Source organism: Krasilnikovia sp. MM14-A1004 (assembly GCF_047159485.1).
In the GTDB taxonomy this organism is placed as follows: domain Bacteria; phylum Actinomycetota; class Actinomycetes; order Mycobacteriales; family Micromonosporaceae; genus Actinoplanes.
This window is the reverse complement of record NZ_AP038773.1, coordinates 3937589-3954134: the sequence shown is the minus strand read 5'-3', so window position 1 is coordinate 3954134 and position 16546 is coordinate 3937589. Positions and strand designations below refer to the sequence as shown.

Below are 16546 nucleotides of genomic sequence, written 5' to 3'. Positions count from 1 at the left end.
GGGTCAGCGCCGCAGCGTGTCGCTGGGCGGTCGCCCGTAGGCGCGGCGGTAGGACGCGGTGAACCGGCGGGGATCCGCGTACCCCCAGCGGGCGGCGACCCCGGTGACGGTGGTGCCGTCACCCGGTACGGCGTCGCGCAGTTGCTGATGGGCGCGGCCCAGCCGGACGGCCCGCAGGTACGCGGTCGGCGTGGTGCCGAGGTGGCGGCGGAAGGCGAGCTGGACGGCGCGGACGGTGACCCGGGCGGCGCGGGCGAGGTCGACCGCGGTGATGTCGAGGTCGGCATTGGCGTCGAGGTACGCGGTGGCGCGCGCCAGCGTGGTCTCTGTGGCGTCGGTGCGGTCGTGGGGGCGCGGCTCCGGACCGCAGGTGTTGGGGAACGTGGTGAGCAGCGTCGCGGCCAGCAGCCGGGTGAACGGGCCGACCAGCAGGGGACGGGTGATGAAATCGGGCGCGGCCAGCAGGCTGCTCGTCGCGTAGTCGACGACGTGCAGCCAGCGCAGGGTGTCCGCCGGATGGACGGGGCGCATGGTGGTGAAGTTCAGCGCGGGCGGCGGACCGTCCGGGTGGTTACGGGCGGCGTCGCTGACCGCCTCCGGCGGAAGGGACACGACCGACTCCAGGACACATTCCTGCCGCACGTGGTACGGCCGGTCCGCGTGCGCGTGCAGGCCGAGGTCGCCCGGCCCGAACTTCTCGTCCAGGTCGAGATCGGTCCGCATGCCACGGTGGACCCGGCCGACCACGACCGCCGCGACCGGCCCGCACCGGTACTCGGTGGCCGCGAGGTGCTCCAGGGTGTCCAGATGGAACGCGCCGCCGCCGAGCCGCACGTGGCGGAACCGGTAGGTGCGGCGATCGCCGTTGATGGTCATCGTCGCGTCGTACGCGGAGGTGAGGTAGGACTGCGCGTGGTCGGGGTCGGTGGTGGCGAACTCGACCGCGACCCGGTCGGGCCGGCCGCTGATCGGTTCCGTGGCAGGCACGCTCCCACCCCCTCGGCTCATGAGCGCAGAGTCTGTCCGGGCGGCTGGTCGTACACCTGGCGGTAGGCGGTGGCGAAGCGGTGCGGCCGGGTGAAACCCCAGCGGGCCGCCACCGCGGCCACGGTGGTGCCGTCGCCCGGTTCGGCGGCCAGCAGCTGTTCATGCGCGCGGGCCAGCCGGACCTGACGCAGGTAGGCGGTGGGGGTGATGTCGCGGTGCCGGCGGAAGGCGTACTGGAGGGTGCGCGGCACCACCCCGACCGCGGCGGCGATGTCGGTCAGCGTGATCGGCTGATCGGCACGAGCCTCGATGAACGCCATCGCGCGGCGCACCGTCGCCGGGGTGGCCGCGTCGCGCGGCACGCGTACGTCGCTGGTCATGGTGGTGTTCGGGAACGTGGCCAGCAGGCTCGCCGCTACCATCTGCTCCGCGGCGGTGAGCAGCAGCGGCGCGCTCAGGGCCAGGCTGTAGATGCCGCGCCGGACGTAGTCGGCGGTGGCCAGCCAGTGCCGGTGCGCCATCGGCGTGACGGGCAGCAGCCCGGTGAAGCGGACGGCCGCGCGGTCGAGCCCGGTGGCCTCCTCGGCCACCCGCAGTACCACGTCCATGGGCAGGGTGACGCCGCTGCTGTCGCTGCAGTCGTTGACGTGCTCATATCCGTACGGCGGGAGCAGCATGGTGCCGCGCTCGCCCACCCACACCTCGCCGCCCTGCCAGCGGTGCCGGCACCGGCCCGACGACAGGTGCACCGCGAGGATGTGCGGCATCGGCGGCCAGGACGACTCCGCGCTGGCCGCCGTGTAGCCGCTGCGGACGACGGCCAGTCCGCCCAGCGCGCCGAACTCGGCGGAGAAGGCGAAGTCCCGGCCGTGCGCCCGTACCCGGCGCTCGTGGTTGTCGTAGCGGGCGCTGATCCAGGCGTGGTGCTCGTCGGGGCTGCGGGTGTGGATCCGGCTGATGTGCGGCGGTGGACAGGGTTCATCGCTCATGCGGGCAGGCCGCCTGCTGACATCTGCGTCCTGGTCCCGCATCGCACCCGCCGCCTCTCCGGACATCGCCCACATTGGCACGTGGCGCCAGAAAGCGAAAGGCCATCACCCTCCAGAACGAACCGTGCCGCCGACCACGCGGGCCGCGCCTGAGGGCGAACGGTCGAACCACAGGACGAAACCCGAAACCGTCACGCATGGCGCGGTGTGGGCGGGCCGCGCGACGATGCCGACATGGCGCCGGTGGGGTGCATGGTCGAACAGGTGGGCACCAGAGTCCTCGTACGCCTGCGCGGCGAGCTGTCTCCGGCGAACGCCCTGCGAGTCCGCGCGGAGCTGCTGAAATGCGCGGTGGAGCGGCCGGATGCGCTGGTGGTCGACGTGACCGACCTGACCGTACGGGATCCGGGCGCGGCGTCGGTGTTCCGGGCGGTGGCCTGGCAGGCCGCGACCTGGCCGGGCACACCCCTGCTGCTGTGCACCCCCGACGCGCAGACCGCGCGGCGGCTCACCCACGGCTGCCGGCGTCTGCTGCCGGTGTTCGCCTCCGCCGACCAGGCCCTCACCGCGCGGCCCCGACGCCGGGTGACCGTGCTGCACGACACGCTGCTGCCGGTGACGGGCGCCGCCCGGCGCGCCCGCGACCTGGCCACCGAGGCGTGTGCCCGCTGGCAACTGCCCGCCCTGGTCGGCCCCGCCTGCCTGATCGCGGACGAGCTGGCCACCAACGCCCTGACCCATGCCCGGACGATGGCCGACATCAGGTTCGCGGTGGGCCGCCACCACCTGATGATCAGTGTGCGGGACGGCTCCGCCGCGCGTCCCGCACCGGTGCGCGAGCCGCTGCCGCATGCTGCCTCCGGTCTGGGACTGCTGCTGGTCGACGCGACCGCGCACCGGTGGGGTTGCCTGCCCGTCGACGGCGGCAAGGTGGTCTGGGCGTACCTGCGTACCGGCGCGACGGACTGACCGGTCAGCCGTCGCTGCGCGGCACCGTACGGGAGCCGAGCGGCTGGAGCGGGCGGTTGTTGTCCGGGTAGCCGCCGTAGCCGGGGAAGCGGGCCACCAGCGCGTGCAGGCGTTCCACCGTGGTGTCACCGACCTCTACCGCCGTGGGCAGGACGACCCAGCGCACCCCTGTCGTGCACGGCGGCGTGGTCAACGAGCCCCCGTACGTGGGGGTTCGTCCGCGCTCCCGGCCGCTCGACCGCGTCGCGTGGCCGTCGATCTACGGACGGCCTTCCGGTTCGTCGGCGCCGAGGCGGAATGCGGTCGTCATCGACGCAGCGGTAGCGGCGCACCCCAGCGTCGGCAGTCGCAGGATCTCCTCGACGGTGCGCAGCGTGGAGCAGTGCGTGAACGGCTGATCCGCCGTGACGTGCCGGGTGGACGGCGCGAGGACCAGGGTGGGGATGTGGTTGTCCGACTTGCTGCCTTCGTCCCAGGTGATGATCACGGCGAGGCGTCCGGCCCGGTAGTCCGGTCCGGCGAGGATCTGGGTGACCCAGTCACGAAGCCAGCGGTCGCCGTTGGCGGTGCGTTCCTGCGGGCAGGGATCGGCGCCGTGCATGTCGTGGCAGGCGTCCGGACTGACCAGCCCGAACGCGGGCAGGGTGCCCGCCGCGATGTCGTCGTGCAACGCGCCGGAGGCCGGGTCGCCCAGCGGCACCACCCAGCGGGCGCAGTCCGCGCGGTCGTCGACGTAGTAGGTGGCCGGCACGTGCCGGACCAGGTACCGGCCCTCGGCGGCGTTCTGCAGCACGCACGGGCCCGGTGACGACTCGGCGTAGTTGCGCCATTCGCGTCCGGTGGCGGCGACCTGGTGGAACAGGTTGTCGCCGGCGATCGGGTGGGCGCGCGGTGCCCGGTCGTCGCAGATGTCGTGCGTGCTGCCGCTGGTCAACAGCAGGTACGCGGCCAGGGACGGGCATTCCGGCGGATAACCGGCGTCGAGGTGGCGGGCGAGGCCGTACGTGGCGGCGAGGTCGTTGAGGTACGGCGCGTCCCCGTCGCCGATGATGGCGCCGTACTCGTGGTTCTCCTCCATGATGAGCAGCACCTTCGAGTACGGGCCGGGTGTACCCGTGGGGCTCGGCACCGCGGTCGCCGAGGTCGGCGGGGGCGGCGTGGGGGCCGGTGCGGGCGCCGGCCCGGTGCAGCCCGCGAGCATCAGAGCCAGCGTCGCCAACCCGACCGTTGCCCGCGTTCGCACGGCCCGACCTCGGTATTTCATCGGTACATTCTGTCCCATGCACTCTGAACGACGGTGAGCGCGTCCCGAGGCGGGCGGTCACGGGTCATTCACCGTGACGTCGAACAACGGGTCGGTCGCCAGCCTCCGGAAGGCGGCCAGGCTGGACGCGGAGCTGTCCACGCTGATGTCCCGGTCGCCGTAGGCGTCGTTGTCTGTGTCGAAGTAGACGATCGCCTTGATCGCGGGCCGCCTGCGCAGCTCCGGCAGCACACTCGCGAACTCCGGCGCCTTGTCGGCCGGCCTGCCGACCCGGTGGTACACCCCCCACTCGGCGACCATGACCGGTTTGCCGGGGTGCCGGGTGGTGGCCCAGTCGTAGAATCCGCTCCCGCCCGTGTCCGGCCGCCGGTCGAGGAGGTCGGCGAACCCGCCGAAGTGGTACCGGCCGGGCTCCGCCGACACGTAGGAGTCCAGTCCGATCCAGTCCACGACGTCGTCGCCCGGATAGAGGCCGGACCACCAGGGGCGCGCCTGCCATTTCTCACTGCCCATGTACGCCAGCACGGTGATCGCGTTGTCCACCCCGTCGGCGCGTACCCGCTCGATGACGTGGCGGTACATCAGCGCGAAGTCGCGGGCGGTCATCCCCGAGCCCGGCCGCGGATCGACGTCGGCCTCGGGCTCGTGGCGCACCACCAGGAAGAACCGCTGCCGGTACGTGCGGCGGACATGGCGCGCCCAGCGGTCGATCCGCTCGTCGACCGCGCCGCGGGCCACCTGTGCCCAGGTGACGCCGTCGTCCACCCGCCAGTTGACCAGCAGCACCCGGGGCCGGGCCGGATCCCTCGTCATCGCGATCTCCGACCGGGTCGGGAACAGGTCGTCGCCCCGGTGGTAGGTGTGGAAGATCGTCGCCGTGCGACCGGTCCGTCCCTCCCAGGCCTTCAGCGCCCGGTCCCGCGGCACCGCCGTGAACCCGCCGGCGGAGGCGCCCCACAGCACCCCGCATGCGGGCACGAGCAGGGCGTCCGTGGCGCAGGCACGGACCGTCGGGGGCGCCGTCGGTGTGCGGGTCACGGCGCTGGGTGGTGGTGGGGGCGGCACCGGCGCCGGGCCGGGCCCGCCGCAGGCACCCAGCGCCGCCAGAGCCGCCACCAGACCTGCCGCCAGGGCCGCCGTCGCGTACGCCACCCATCTCCGCAAGACCCGGCCTCCATCCCATGCGTCACCAGACGAGCCCTATGTCGTATCAACGGCCCGGATGCCCGGCTCGCGCGTCGTATCTCTGACCGGGTGGGTGAAGCCGATCTCCGCCGGTTGGATACACCGCCACCCTGCGGTAATGACAAGGTCACCAGGGCATCGCAGGATGTCCATGTGAATCGCCCCGCAGTCATCCGATACGCCGGTCTGGCCGGCTCGGTCGCGTTGGCGCTCGCCGGAATCCTCGGCGGCGCCCTACCGACCGCCGACCTCGCGTCCACGCCCGTGAGCATCGCCCGCGGACCGCACGGCGGCCTGATCCTGGCCTGCTGGCTGGTGGGCACGGCCGCACTGACGGGGGCGTGGTGGGCGGCGCGGTCCGGTGTGCCGTCGCTGCGCTGGGTCGCCGTCACCGGCGGGATCTGGCTGCTGCCGTTCCTCGTGGTGCCGCCGATGAGCAGCCGGGACGTCTACTCGTACGCCTGCCAGGGCCACCTCTACCTCAACGGCCTCAGCCCGTACGAGGCCGGGGTGGCGACGCTGCCGTGCCCGTGGCTGGAATCCGTCTCGCCGATCTGGCGGGACACCCCGGCCCCGTACGGTCCGCTGTTCGTGCTGCTGGCGGCCGCGGTGGTGAAGGTGGGCGGCTCACTCGTGCCGATCATCGCGCTGTTCCGGCTGCTCGCGCTGGCCGGCGTGGTGGCGACCGCGCTGTGCCTGCCCACGCTGGCCCGCCGCTGCGGCGTACCGGCCGAGCGGGCGCTGTGGGTGGCGCTGGCCGGTCCGCTGGTGGGCATCCACCTGATCGGCGGCGCGCACAGCGACGCGCTGATGCTGGGCCTGATCGTGTCCGGCCTGGCGCTGGCCGTGTCGCGTCCCGGCCGCCCGGCCGCGCTGCTGGCGGCGGGGGCGCTGCTCGGCTTCGCCGTCGCGGTGAAGGTGTCCGCGGTGGTCGTGCTGCCGTTCGCGGCGCTGGTCGCGGTCGGCGGCCCGGTCCGGATCCGTACGCTGCTGCGCGACGGTGGCTGGCTGTGCGCCGGAGCGCTGGGCGCGCTGGGTGCCGTGACGGCCGCCAGCGGGCTGGGCGTGGGGTGGGTCGCCGGGCTCGCCCACACCGCTGACCTCGTGCAGTTCACCTCGCCGCCGACCGCCGTCGGCATGACCCTCACGTACGTGGGGCGGATGGTCGTACCCGGGTCCAACGCCGTTCCGGCGGTCCGGGGGATCGCGTTGCTGCTGCTGGCGGCGCTGCTGGTGATCCTGTGGTGGCGTACCGCGACGCGGGCGGACCCACGGTCGGCACTGCACGGCGCCGCGCTGGCCCTCGCCGCGACGGTGGCGTGCGCCCCGGCCTACCACCCGTGGTACGCGACGTGGCCGCTGGTGGTGCTGGCCGCCACGACGGTCCGTACGGATCTGATCATGGCGGTCGCGGCGGCGTCGGCCTTCCTGGTCCTGCCGGACGGCAGCGGACTCGCCCGTTTCGCGAAGTTCCCCGGTGCCCCGCTGATGACCGTGCTGATCGTGGTCCTGGTGGTCTGGTACGTCCGTGGGCTCGATCTCCGCCGGGACCGCGACCAGCGCCTGCCGGTCGCGTCGGGTGGCTGAGGCCACCGCGCGGCGAGGGCCCGGTGGCCGCGCGCTGACCGGCAGGTGACGCCCCTGTCCGGTGCGGCGGCCGGACGATCACTCGATATTCACCGCCGCCCGGCAGTGCCGGACGTCGGCTCCCCTCGATATTTGACACGTCACCGATCCGGTGCCTGTCTCGATGGGAGTCGGCCATGGCCCGCACACCTCGCTGGACCGTCCACCTCGCCACCCTCACCGCGCTGACGCTCGCGGTCACGATCGGCGGCGCGAGCGCCGCCGACGCCACCCCGTCCGGGATCCCCTCCACCGCGACCGCCCGGGCCGAGCTGGACGCGCTGACCGTGGCCCCGCAGGGCTCCACCAGCGGCTACTCGCGCGACCTGTTCCCGCACTGGATCACCATCAGCGGCAGCTGCAACACCCGCGAGACAGTGCTCAAGCGCGACGGCACGTCGGTGGTCACCGACTCGTCCTGCGCCGCGGTCTCCGGCTCCTGGTACTCGCCCTACGACGGCGCCACCTGGTACGCCGCCTCCGACGTCGACATCGACCACCTCGTCCCGCTGGCCGAGGCGTGGCGCTCCGGCGCGAACGCGTGGACGACCAGCCGCCGCCAGTCGTTCGCCAACGACCTCACCCATCCCGAGCTGATCGCCGTCACCGACAACGTCAACCAGGCCAAGGGCGACCAGGACCCCTCCACCTGGCAGCCGTCTGTGTACTCCTATCGGTGCACCTACGCCAGGATGTGGATCGCGGTGAAGTACTACTGGGACCTCACCGCGCAGGCCGGCGAGGTCGGTGCGCTGCAGGACATGCTCGACACCTGCACCGCGTAGGCGCTCGGTTGTCGCGCTCGTGCATGTCGGTGTTACAGCCCGTTCACTCGATTGATGGAGTTCAGTGAGTACGGTGCCGGTATGACCGCCGTCCACTACTCTGCCGGTATTGTTCACAGCGCTCGTACGGTCGCCCGCCTGCTCCTCACCGACCTGCCGGAGCGGTGGCGGCACACGGTCGGCGTGGCCAGGCAGGCCGAGCGCGTGTCGTCCGCCGTCGGTCCCGCCGATGTGGACCTTCTGGTGGCCGCGGCGTGGCTGCACGACATCGGATACGCCCCGTCGTTGCGCGGTTTCGGCTTCCACCCCCTCGACGGGGCGCTCTACCTGCGGGCGCATGGCTGGCCGTCGCGGGTCTCCAGCCTTGTCGCGCACCATTCCGAGGCGTTCACCGTCGCGGGGGTGCGCGGCCTGGCCGCCGAGCTGGCCGCGTTCCCGCGCGAGCAGTCCGCGGCCAGTGACGCGCTGACCTTCGCGGACCAGACCGTCGGGCCCAACGGGCGGATCATGAGTGTCGACGAACGGCTCGCCGACATGCTGCGGCGCCACGGGACGGACTCGCCCAACGCCGCTGTGCATCCCCAGCGCGCCGCCCAGATCCGCGCCGCCGCCCGCCGCGTCAAGCACCGGCTGGCCGGGGCGGCGCTCCCGGGCCGGTACGCCCCGGACGCCGCCGGCTCCGAGCTGTTCGCGGTACCGGCGAACGCCGTACACGCCGGCGACAACGACAGGTAACGGGGGTGGGGGCTTCGGGCCCTAGGCTCGGCGACGGTACGTCGATTTCCGACAGGTGAGGATCGACATGAATCTGCCCCCGGGCCCGCCCCTGCGCGCCATCGGCGCCACGGAACCGGACTTCGAACGGGACCTGGTCAGCAACCTGTATTTCCAGCGTGGCACGACCATGGAGTCGGCCAGCGTCCAGGACGTCTACCAGAGCCTGGCCGTGACCGTCCGGGACCGGCTGGTCGACCGCCGCGCCCGCACCGCCACCGCGCATTACGCCGCCAACCCGCGCTGCGTCTACTACCTGTCCGCCGAGTACATGCTGGGCCGGCAGCTGCGCCAGAACCTGCTCTACACCGGCACCGAGGACGTCGCCGCCGACGTACTCAAAGGGTTGGGCCTGTCGCTCGACGAGGTCGCCGACTTCGACGTCGAGCCGGGTCTCGGCAACGGCGGCCTCGGCCGCCTCGCCGCCTGCCTGCTCGACGCGCTGGCCACCGCGGACATCCCCGCCGTGGGCTACGGCATCCGGTACGACCTGGGCCTGTTCCGGCAGACCATCGTCGACGGTGCCCAGGTGGAACGCCCCGACGACTGGGCCTTCGACGGCAGCCCGTGGGAGTTCCCGCAGCAGGACGACCGGCAGTCGGTCGGCTTCTACGGCCGGGTCGAGGACGAGGACGGCCGGCGGCACTGGATCCCCGCGGAGACCGTGCTCGGCGAACCCAGCCACATGCTCGTCCCGGGCTACGGCACCCAGACCGTCAACATCGTCCGGCTGTGGCGGGCGCGGGCCGACAGTGACGCGTTCGACCTGGCCGACTTCGCGGCGGGCCGCTCCGCCGAGGCGGTGCAGGAGGTGGTGCGTTCGGAGAACATCAGCAAGGTGCTGTATCCGGCGGACAGCACCGAGTTCGGCCGGGAGCTGCGGCTGAAGCAGCAGTACTTCCTGGTCTCCTGCTCGTTGCGGGACATCGTGCGCCGCTTCCACCTGCGCAACAGCGACTGGGCCGCGTTCACCGACAAGACCGTGATCCAGCTCAACGACACCCACCCGGCACTGGCCGTACCGGAGCTGCAGCGGCTGCTCGTCGACGAGTACGGACTCGACTGGGACACCGCGTGGTCGATCACCCGGCGGACCTTCGCGTACACCTGCCACACCCTGCTGCCCGAGGCCCTCGAAACCTGGCCGGTGGAGCTGTTCGCGCGGCTGCTGCCGCGCCACCTGGAGATCGTGTACGCGATCAACCAGGCCCACCTCGACGAGGTCGAGGCCCGCTTCCCCGGCGACGGTGAGCTGCGCCGTCGGCTGTCGCTGATCCAGGAGGGGCCGGAGCGCCGGGTCCGGATGGCGCACCTGGCGGTGGTGGGCAGCCACGCCGTCAACGGCGTCGCCGAGCTGCACTCCCGCCTGCTCGCCGAGACCACGCTCGCCGACTTCGCCCGGCTGTGGCCCGAGCGCTTCCGCAACGTCACCAACGGGGTCTCACCGCGCCGGTTCCTGCGGCTGGCCAACCCGCGCCTGGCCGCGCTGATCAGCGACCGGCTGGGCGGCGACGGCTGGCTCACCGACCTGGAGCAGCTGCGCGAGCTGGCGCCGCTGGCCGACGACCCGGAGTTCCAGCAGCGCTGGCGCGCGGTCAAGCGGGACAACAAGCTCGACCTGGCCGGGTACGCCCGCGCCGCGACCGGCATCCGGATCGACCCCGACGCGCTGTGCGACGTGCACGTCAAACGGTTCCACGAGTACAAGCGGCAGTTGCTCAAACTGCTGCACGTGGTCGCGCTGCACCACCGGCTGCGCGCCGACCCGCACACCGACGTGCCCCGTACGGTGATCTTCGCGGGCAAGGCGGCGCCGAGCTACCACGCGGTCAAGCGGATCATCCAGCTGATCAACGCGGTGGCCGCGGTGGTGAACGCCGACCCCGCGGTCGCCGGTCGGCTCACCGTCGTGTTCCTGCCCGACTACAACGTCACGCGCGCCGAGCTGATCACCCCCGCCGCGGACCTGTCGGAGCAGATCTCGCTGGCCGGCAAGGAGGCCTCCGGTACGGGCAACATGAAGCTCGCCCTCAACGGCGCCGTCACCATCGGCACCCTCGACGGGGCGAACATCGAGCTGCGGGACCGGGTCGGCGCGGACAATTTCGTCCTGTTCGGGCTGGACGCGCCCCGGGCGGCCGAGGTGCGCCGCGGCGGCTACCGGCCCGACCAGCTCGCCTGGTCCGACCCAGACCTGGCCGCCGCCCTGGAGGCCATCCGCGGCGGCCGGTACGGCGCCGGCTTCGGCGACGTGCTCGACGCGATCCTCGGCCGCGACGAGTACCTCACCGTCGCCGACTTCCGCTCCTATCTGGACGCCCAGGACGCGGCGGCGGCCGCCTGGCGCGACCCGGCCCGGTGGACCCGGATGTCGATCCTCAACACCGCCCGCTGCGGGTTCTTCTCCGCCGACCGGACGGTCGCCGACTACTCCGACCGGATCTGGCGGGTGGACCCGATCCGGGTGCCGCCCCGCTGACCTTCGCAGATACGTGCCGCGGACGATGTTTCGCGCTTCCGCACCGGTGATGCTGATCTGGTACACCGGTTTGAGGAGGCCACCGTGGCAAGTCCATCGCCCTGGCTGACGCCCGCGTCACATCGTCGTGGGTACGCCGTCCCCGGCCCGGCGGTGGTCCCCGGCCCGGCCGTCGTGCCTGGCCCGGCGATCGTCTCCGGCCCGGCGGTCGTCCCCGGCCCGGCGGTCGTCCCCGGCCCGGCGGTCGTCCCTGGTCTGCCGGAACCGGCGCGCGTCACGCCGCTGCCGCGGATCCTGCGCGACGATTCCGCGGGCGCCCCCACCACCGACGCGCACGAGGTGTGGAACCAGCGGGCGCGCGGTGAGACACCGGCCCAGCGGATGGACCGCTGCTACGCCGAGTTGCTCCAGGAGCTGCGCCTCGCGCAGACCGGGGTCCAGCTGCTGCTGGCCTGCCAGCTCTCCCTGGCCTTCACACCCCGCTTCGCCGACCTCATGGCGTTCCAGCGCCAGCTGTACGTGATCGGCCTGGTCCTCAGCGCCGCCGCCGCGGCGATGCTCATCGCGCCCGCCCCCTTCCACCGGATGCTGTTCCAGCAGCGGCTCAAGCGCCAGGTGGTCGTGGCCGCCGGCCGGTTCGTGCTGTGCGGGCTGTTGTTGCTGCTGTTGGCGCTGGGCGCGGCGCTGACGCTGATCCTCAGCATGGTGGTGGAGGCCAGGCTCGCGATCGGCGTCTCCGCGGGCACGATGGCGTGGTGCGCGATGTGGTGGTACGCGGTGCCGCTGGTGCGCCGGATCCGCCAGGTGCGCCGGATCGCCTCGGTCACCGAGCTGCCGCGCCAACGGTAGGAGTCAGGCCGTCGAGGCCAGGTTCCGCAGGCTGGCCTCCCGCGCGACATCCGTGCGGGAGCGCAGATCCAGCTTGGCGAGGATGTGCGACACGTGGGTCTGCACGGTCCGGCGCGACAGGTACAGCTGCGCGGCTATCTGCGGGTTCGACATGCCGCGCGCGATCAGCGCGACGACCTTCGTCTCGGCCGGGGTGAGGCTGTCCCAGCCGTTCAGCGAGCGCCGGTGCGGGGCGCGGGGGCCGCGCCGGATCCCGTACGCCCGGAAGCGGGCCCGGGCGCGGGCGAGGTCCCACGCGGCACCCAGGCCCGCATAGAGCCCGTACGCCTCGGTGAACAGCCGCCGGCCCTCGGCCAGATCGCCGCCGTCGGCGGCGGCCGCACCGGCGGCCTCCAGCGCCTGGGCGCGCAGCAGCGGGCGACCGGCGTCGCGGTACCCGTCGGAGGCGCCCGCCAGAATCCCGGCGTCGTGGTCGAGCAGGCCGCGGCAGTGCAGCGCCGTCGCCCGGTGATGCGGCACCGGCGAACCACTGGCCAGCGCCTCCGCCCGGCTGGTGACGGCGAGTGCCGCGGCGCGGTCGCCCACGTCGACGGCCAGGCGTACCGCGGCCGCGAACAGGTCCTCGGTCTCCTCGAGCTCCTGGGTCGACTCCGACAGGCTGTCCGTGAGGACGGCGAGCGCCGCCTGCGGTGCGCCCGCCACCTCCCGGTCGAGGCTCCGGGCCAGGACGAACGGGCCGATCACCCGGCCGCCCAGCCGCGCCGCGTAGGGTTCCGCGTCCCGCAGGTGCCGCCCGGCGTTCGGTTGCCCGCGGTGCAGGCCGATGGCCGCGGCGATCCCGTGGTCGCTGCACTCGACGACCGGGTCCTGGGACAGCTCACCCACCAGCCCGGCGGTGTCCAGTTCGGCCAGGACGTCGTCCCACCGCCCGACGTCGAACAGCAACTCGACCAGGACGCTGTGCGCCTGGGCGCGGCGGACGAGGTTGCCGATGTGGTCGGCCAGCATCCGGGCCTGGCTCGCGGCGACGACGGCGTCCTCGTACCGGTCGAGGTCGCCCAGCGCGGCTGCATAGTTGATCTCCAGGACCACGCGCAGGTCGCCCAGCGCCGGATCACCGTCGGTGGCCGCCAGGGCCCGCTGGAACAGCGGAAGCGCCTGCACGATCTCGCCCCGCATCCCGTGCACGAGGATCGACACGGCCAGCGCCCAGGCCGTCGCCCACGGGTCGTGCGCGGCGGTGGCCTCGGTCAGGGCGGTGGCGGCGACCCGATCGGCGGCGTCGATCTGGCCGAGACTGCGATGGGTACGGGCGGTCAGCGCCAGCAGCCGCGCCCGGTGCCGGGGCGTGATGGCCGGTGCGGTCAGCGTCGCCTCCAGCGCCGTCAGAGACTCCTGCGACCGCCCCTGCATGGCCCGGCACTGGGCGAGGGTCCAGTGCAGGTCGACCAGGGCGTCGGGCGAGCGGACGTGGGCCAGCGCGCGGGTGGCGACCGTGGCGGCACCGTCGGCATCGCCGACCCGGTACAGCGCGTCGGCCAGCCGGGAGGCCAGCAGGTCGTGTGGTTCCGTACCGGCGGGCACGCTGTCCACGGCCCGGCGCAGCAGCGGCACCGCCGCCTGGGGGGACCGGTCGAGCAACTGCCGGCCGTTGTCCGCCAGCCACCGCACCGTCCAGTCGTCGGCTGCCCAGTCGTCGGCGGGTCCGTCGTCGGTCGCGTCGACCGCGGCCAGCAGCTGGCGTGCCACCCGGTCGACCCGGCTGCCGTGCGCGGCCAGCGCACAGGCGGCCTCGGAATGCCAGGCCGTGCGGACGGCGACGGGCATGCTCTCGTACAGGGCGGTGCGGATCAGGGGGTGCCGGAAGGCGAGCTTGCCGCCGTGGTCGCGCAGCACCCCGGCGACGATCGCCTCGTCCAGCGCGGGCACCAGCTCCGCCACCCGCCGGCCCGACACCGTCGCCAGGTCCGCGACCGGGAACCGGACGCCCAGCAGGGCCGCGGCCTGCAACAGCCGGCGCACCGGGGCCGACAGGAACCGCAGGCGGTCCGCTATCGCCGCCGACAACGACGCCGGGGTGGGCCCCTCGGTCACCTCGACGCAGGAGTCGGCGTCGACCAGATGCCCGCCGCGGAGCAGTGCGCCGACCACCTCCGTCAGGTAGAGCGGGTTGCCGGCGGCGCCCTCGGCCAGCCGTGTCAGGCGCTCACCCGGCGCGCCGCCCACCAGCTCGGTGACCAACTGTTCCGCCTCCGGCCGGGGCAGCCCGCGCAGCCGCAGCAGCGCCGCGGGCTCCACCACCCGCCGCAGTCGGGCGACGTCCTCGCGCTGGGGCACCGGGCGCACCGTCCCGATCAGACAGAGCGGCAGCCGTCGGGCCGAGCGCGCCAGCCGCCCCCAGGCCGTGACGGTGCTCGGGTCGGCCCACTGCAGGTCGTCGACGACGAGCAGCACCGGAGCATCGCGGCACAGGTGCTCGACCAGGCCGACGAACTGCGCCATGGCGGCGGGCAGGTCGGCCTGCTGGCCGGGCGACGCGTCTCCGCGCAGCTGCCGCATGATGGTCCGGCGGACGGGGTCCACGGCCGCGTCGTCGATGTCGTACGCGTCGAGCAGCGGCAGCAGCGGGAAGGCCTGACTCAGCTCGTCGCAGGCCGCCCACCGGACGCCGCAGCCGGCCGTGGCCGCCTCCGCCGCGGCGGCGCGCGCCAGGGACGATTTCCCGATGCCCGGCTCACCCTCGACGAGAAGCGCCGTTCCCACCCCGGCAGTTGCCCGCGTGATCGCATTGCGCATCAGGTGGATTTCACGCTGACGGCCGACGATCGTGGGCAACTGATCGACCATCCTGCGAGCATACATCAGATATTCCATTGTGATATCCGCGCCGTTCAATCGGCGTACACCTGGCATGCGCGGCGCATGATTCTCCGGCGCACAAGATCGTCACCCGCGGGGCGCCAAGCGTTGGCACAGCCGTCACCGCCGCCTCGTCGTTCGGCGACGTACGGCTGTCATGGTGGCCTGAACCTGGCCAGGTTGTCATGGCAGCTACCCAGGCAGGAGACGAAATGCGCAAGAGGCTCAGCGCCGTCCTGGTCGCGGCGGCAGCCGCGGCGGGCGTGATCGTCGCCGGACCGGCGTCCCTCCACGTCAGTGACCGCCGGCCCGTACAGCACGACGCGGTCGCACAACAGCGCGCGGTTCCGGGAAATGCACCGAGCACGGACGCCGTCTACCACGACATGTGACAGTTTCCGTCTGTCCCGTGCGAAAGCGTAGACGTTTCGGCCGTCGGCGCGAATAGCGGCGACCGAGTCGTATTCGCCAATCATCCCGCCGCGGTCCGCCTCGTTTCGACACCGAGCGGAATTCGGAAATCGTCGCGAGGCGGATTGCGGTGGCCGGCTGTTGCGGGAAGCACGACTGGCTCAGCATCGGGCATCGGCGCCCGCGAAACATCGGCCACCTGGCGTATGCCGTGGCGCCGTCCCGGACGGGGCGGCTCAGGGGCCGTCGGGCGGGATCCAGCCCAGGTGGGCCGCGCGTACGCCGGCCTGGAACCGGGTCTCGGCGTCCAGCCGCACCAGCAGCCGGCGCAGCCGCCGCTGGAAGGTGCGGTAGCTCAGGCCCAGCTGACGGGCGATCGCCTCGTCCGGCAGACCCGTGGTGAGCAGCGTCAGCAGCCGCCGTTCGTCGGGTGTGGGGCCGGTGGCGGTGATCTCCGGTGCGGCCCCGAGGGGCAGCGCCCGGTCCCACAACGACTCGAACAGCGCCCCGAGCGCCTCCAGCAGCGCCGAGGGATGCACCACGACGATGCTCTCGATGGACGACGGCGCCGCCTGCAGGGGGATCAGCCCCACCCGGTCGTCGGCCAGGATCAGCTTGGTCGGCGTGCCCGCCAGGACGCGGGCCACCTCGCCGCGCGCGGAGCTCTGCTCCAGGTCGGTGCGCAGATCGTGGAACTCCACGAGTCCCCGCGGGTCGTAGATCACCCGGTAGCGGACGCCGCGGGCCAGCATGGCCAGCTCGACGGGGTTGCGGTTGCCCGAGGGCACCGCGTACGGCGGCTTGTCGATGGCCCGGATCTCGTGGCGGGCGGCCCGCTGGACCTGTTCGAACCGCTCCAGCACCGCCAGCCGCCCCGTGACCACCTCGACCAGTGACGCCGGGTCGTCGCCGGCGTGGGCACGGCGGTGCCGGGCGGCCATCTGGTGTGCGTGCAGGCGGGCGCGCTGCACCTGCTCCTCCTGGCGCAGCAGCAGTGCCTCCAGCGCCACGTCCGGTGCCGCGGCGGTGTGCCGTTCCGGGTGGCCTGCGCCGCGGCCGACCAGCCCGGCCTCCTCGAGGTGGTCCAGGGCCACCCGGACCCGTTCCTCCGCGAGGCGGGTGCTGCGCGACAGTTCCGGCACGGTTGCGGGACCGTCCATCAGCGCCGCGTACACCGCCTCGTCGTCGGGGCCGAGGCCGGCTACGGAGAACATCTGGCTCATCGTCGCCGGAAAACCCGCCCCCGGCCTGGCGTCATCGTGTCAGCGGCGAGTTCTCGCCAGGGCGCGGCCGTTCCGCAACGCATCGTCGAACCTCATTCTTTTCATAAGTTGTTAGCGGCTGGTTCATACCCCCGCCTAGCGGCCCA

At 73.0% G+C, this 16546-nt stretch carries 14 protein-coding genes; 7 read left to right on the top strand and 7 right to left on the bottom strand.

Annotated elements, in window-relative coordinates:
- Positions 1-3: 3 nt before the first annotated feature.
- Together ACMCNN_RS17135 and ACMCNN_RS17130 are read right to left on the bottom strand one after the other, a co-directional pair.
- Entirely contained in the window at positions 4-987 is a 984-nt protein-coding gene (locus ACMCNN_RS17135; protein ID WP_412741502.1) for a helix-turn-helix domain-containing protein, read from the bottom strand.
- A gap of 17 nt (positions 988-1004) precedes the next feature.
- Positions 1005-1976 (bottom strand): helix-turn-helix transcriptional regulator, encoded by a 972-nt coding sequence (locus ACMCNN_RS17130; RefSeq protein WP_412741501.1) that lies wholly within the window; start codon positions 1974-1976, stop codon positions 1005-1007.
- Between the two features lie 234 nt (positions 1977-2210).
- Here ACMCNN_RS17130 and ACMCNN_RS17125 point away from each other — a divergent pair, with 234 nt between their 5' ends.
- A complete protein-coding gene (locus tag ACMCNN_RS17125; RefSeq protein ID WP_412741500.1) occupies positions 2211-2945 on the top strand; it encodes an STAS domain-containing protein in 735 nt (244 codons plus the stop codon).
- A 4-nt stretch (positions 2946-2949) separates the two neighbouring features.
- Here ACMCNN_RS17125 and ACMCNN_RS17120 read toward each other — a convergent pair whose 3' ends face one another.
- The 3 genes from ACMCNN_RS17120 to ACMCNN_RS17110 all read right to left on the bottom strand — a co-directional run bounded on the left by ACMCNN_RS17120 (position 2950) and on the right by ACMCNN_RS17110 (position 5373).
- A complete protein-coding gene (locus ACMCNN_RS17120) occupies positions 2950-3204 on the bottom strand; it encodes a carbonic anhydrase family protein (protein ID WP_412747196.1) in 255 nt (84 codons plus the stop codon).
- Positions 3205-4188: an alkaline phosphatase family protein gene (locus ACMCNN_RS17115; RefSeq protein WP_412741499.1), complete on the bottom strand. Its 984-nt coding sequence runs from the start codon at positions 4186-4188 to the stop codon at positions 3205-3207.
- Positions 4189-4266: 78 nt separating this feature from the next.
- Positions 4267-5373 carry a glycoside hydrolase family 26 protein gene (locus ACMCNN_RS17110; protein WP_412741498.1) on the bottom strand — a complete coding sequence of 369 codons (1107 nt, stop codon included), beginning with the start codon at positions 5371-5373 and terminating at the stop codon, positions 4267-4269.
- A 114-nt stretch (positions 5374-5487) separates the two neighbouring features.
- On the opposite strand from ACMCNN_RS17110, the gene mptB reads away from it, so the two are divergent.
- The 5 genes from mptB (at position 5488) to ACMCNN_RS17085 (ending at position 11907) form a co-directional block, all read left to right on the top strand.
- On the top strand, positions 5488-6981 hold the full coding sequence (gene mptB, locus ACMCNN_RS17105; RefSeq protein ID WP_412741497.1) for a polyprenol phosphomannose-dependent alpha 1,6 mannosyltransferase MptB: 1494 nt from the start codon (positions 5488-5490) through the stop codon (positions 6979-6981).
- 176 nt (positions 6982-7157) lie between these two features.
- Entirely contained in the window at positions 7158-7805 is a 648-nt protein-coding gene (locus ACMCNN_RS17100; RefSeq protein ID WP_412741496.1) for an HNH endonuclease family protein, read from the top strand.
- Positions 7806-7886: 81 nt separating this feature from the next.
- The gene (locus ACMCNN_RS17095) at positions 7887-8540 is read left to right on the top strand and encodes an HD domain-containing protein (protein WP_412741495.1); all 654 of its coding nucleotides are present in this window, start codon (positions 7887-7889) and stop codon (positions 8538-8540) included.
- A 67-nt stretch (positions 8541-8607) separates the two neighbouring features.
- Positions 8608-11058 carry a glycogen/starch/alpha-glucan phosphorylase gene (locus ACMCNN_RS17090; RefSeq protein ID WP_412741494.1) on the top strand — a complete coding sequence of 817 codons (2451 nt, stop codon included), beginning with the start codon at positions 8608-8610 and terminating at the stop codon, positions 11056-11058.
- An 84-nt stretch (positions 11059-11142) separates the two neighbouring features.
- Positions 11143-11907 carry a DUF6328 family protein gene (locus tag ACMCNN_RS17085; protein WP_412741493.1) on the top strand — a complete coding sequence of 255 codons (765 nt, stop codon included), beginning with the start codon at positions 11143-11145 and terminating at the stop codon, positions 11905-11907.
- Positions 11908-11910: 3 nt separating this feature from the next.
- Here ACMCNN_RS17085 and ACMCNN_RS17080 read toward each other — a convergent pair whose 3' ends face one another.
- Complete coding sequence (locus ACMCNN_RS17080) at positions 11911-14754, bottom strand: helix-turn-helix transcriptional regulator (protein ID WP_412741492.1); 2844 nt, start codon at positions 14752-14754, stop codon at positions 11911-11913.
- 224 nt (positions 14755-14978) lie between these two features.
- Between ACMCNN_RS17080 and ACMCNN_RS17075 the strand changes: the two genes are divergently transcribed.
- On the top strand, positions 14979-15158 hold the full coding sequence (locus ACMCNN_RS17075) for a hypothetical protein (RefSeq protein WP_412741491.1): 180 nt from the start codon (positions 14979-14981) through the stop codon (positions 15156-15158).
- 255 nt (positions 15159-15413) lie between these two features.
- Here ACMCNN_RS17075 and ACMCNN_RS17070 read toward each other — a convergent pair whose 3' ends face one another.
- Positions 15414-16391: a TrmB family transcriptional regulator gene (locus ACMCNN_RS17070; RefSeq protein ID WP_412741490.1), complete on the bottom strand. Its 978-nt coding sequence runs from the start codon at positions 16389-16391 to the stop codon at positions 15414-15416.
- Positions 16392-16546: the final 155 nt, after the last annotated feature.

What these genes read in the sequence shown, in the direction of transcription:
- ACMCNN_RS17130 (WP_412741501.1), bottom strand. Translation starts at nt 1,976, where the DNA reads ATGAGCGATGAACCCTGTCCACCGCCGCACATCAGCCGGATCCACACC.
- ACMCNN_RS17125 (WP_412741500.1), top strand. Translation starts at nt 2,211, where the DNA reads ATGGCGCCGGTGGGGTGCATGGTCGAACAGGTGGGCACCAGAGTCCTC.
- ACMCNN_RS17100 (WP_412741496.1), top strand. Translation starts at nt 7,158, where the DNA reads ATGGCCCGCACACCTCGCTGGACCGTCCACCTCGCCACCCTCACCGCG.
- ACMCNN_RS17095 (WP_412741495.1), top strand. Translation starts at nt 7,887, where the DNA reads ATGACCGCCGTCCACTACTCTGCCGGTATTGTTCACAGCGCTCGTACG.
- ACMCNN_RS17090 (WP_412741494.1), top strand. Translation starts at nt 8,608, where the DNA reads ATGAATCTGCCCCCGGGCCCGCCCCTGCGCGCCATCGGCGCCACGGAA.
- ACMCNN_RS17080 (WP_412741492.1), bottom strand. Translation starts at nt 14,754, where the DNA reads ATGGTCGATCAGTTGCCCACGATCGTCGGCCGTCAGCGTGAAATCCAC.
- ACMCNN_RS17075 (WP_412741491.1), top strand. Translation starts at nt 14,979, where the DNA reads ATGCGCAAGAGGCTCAGCGCCGTCCTGGTCGCGGCGGCAGCCGCGGCG.
- ACMCNN_RS17070 (WP_412741490.1), bottom strand. Translation starts at nt 16,391, where the DNA reads ATGTTCTCCGTAGCCGGCCTCGGCCCCGACGACGAGGCGGTGTACGCG.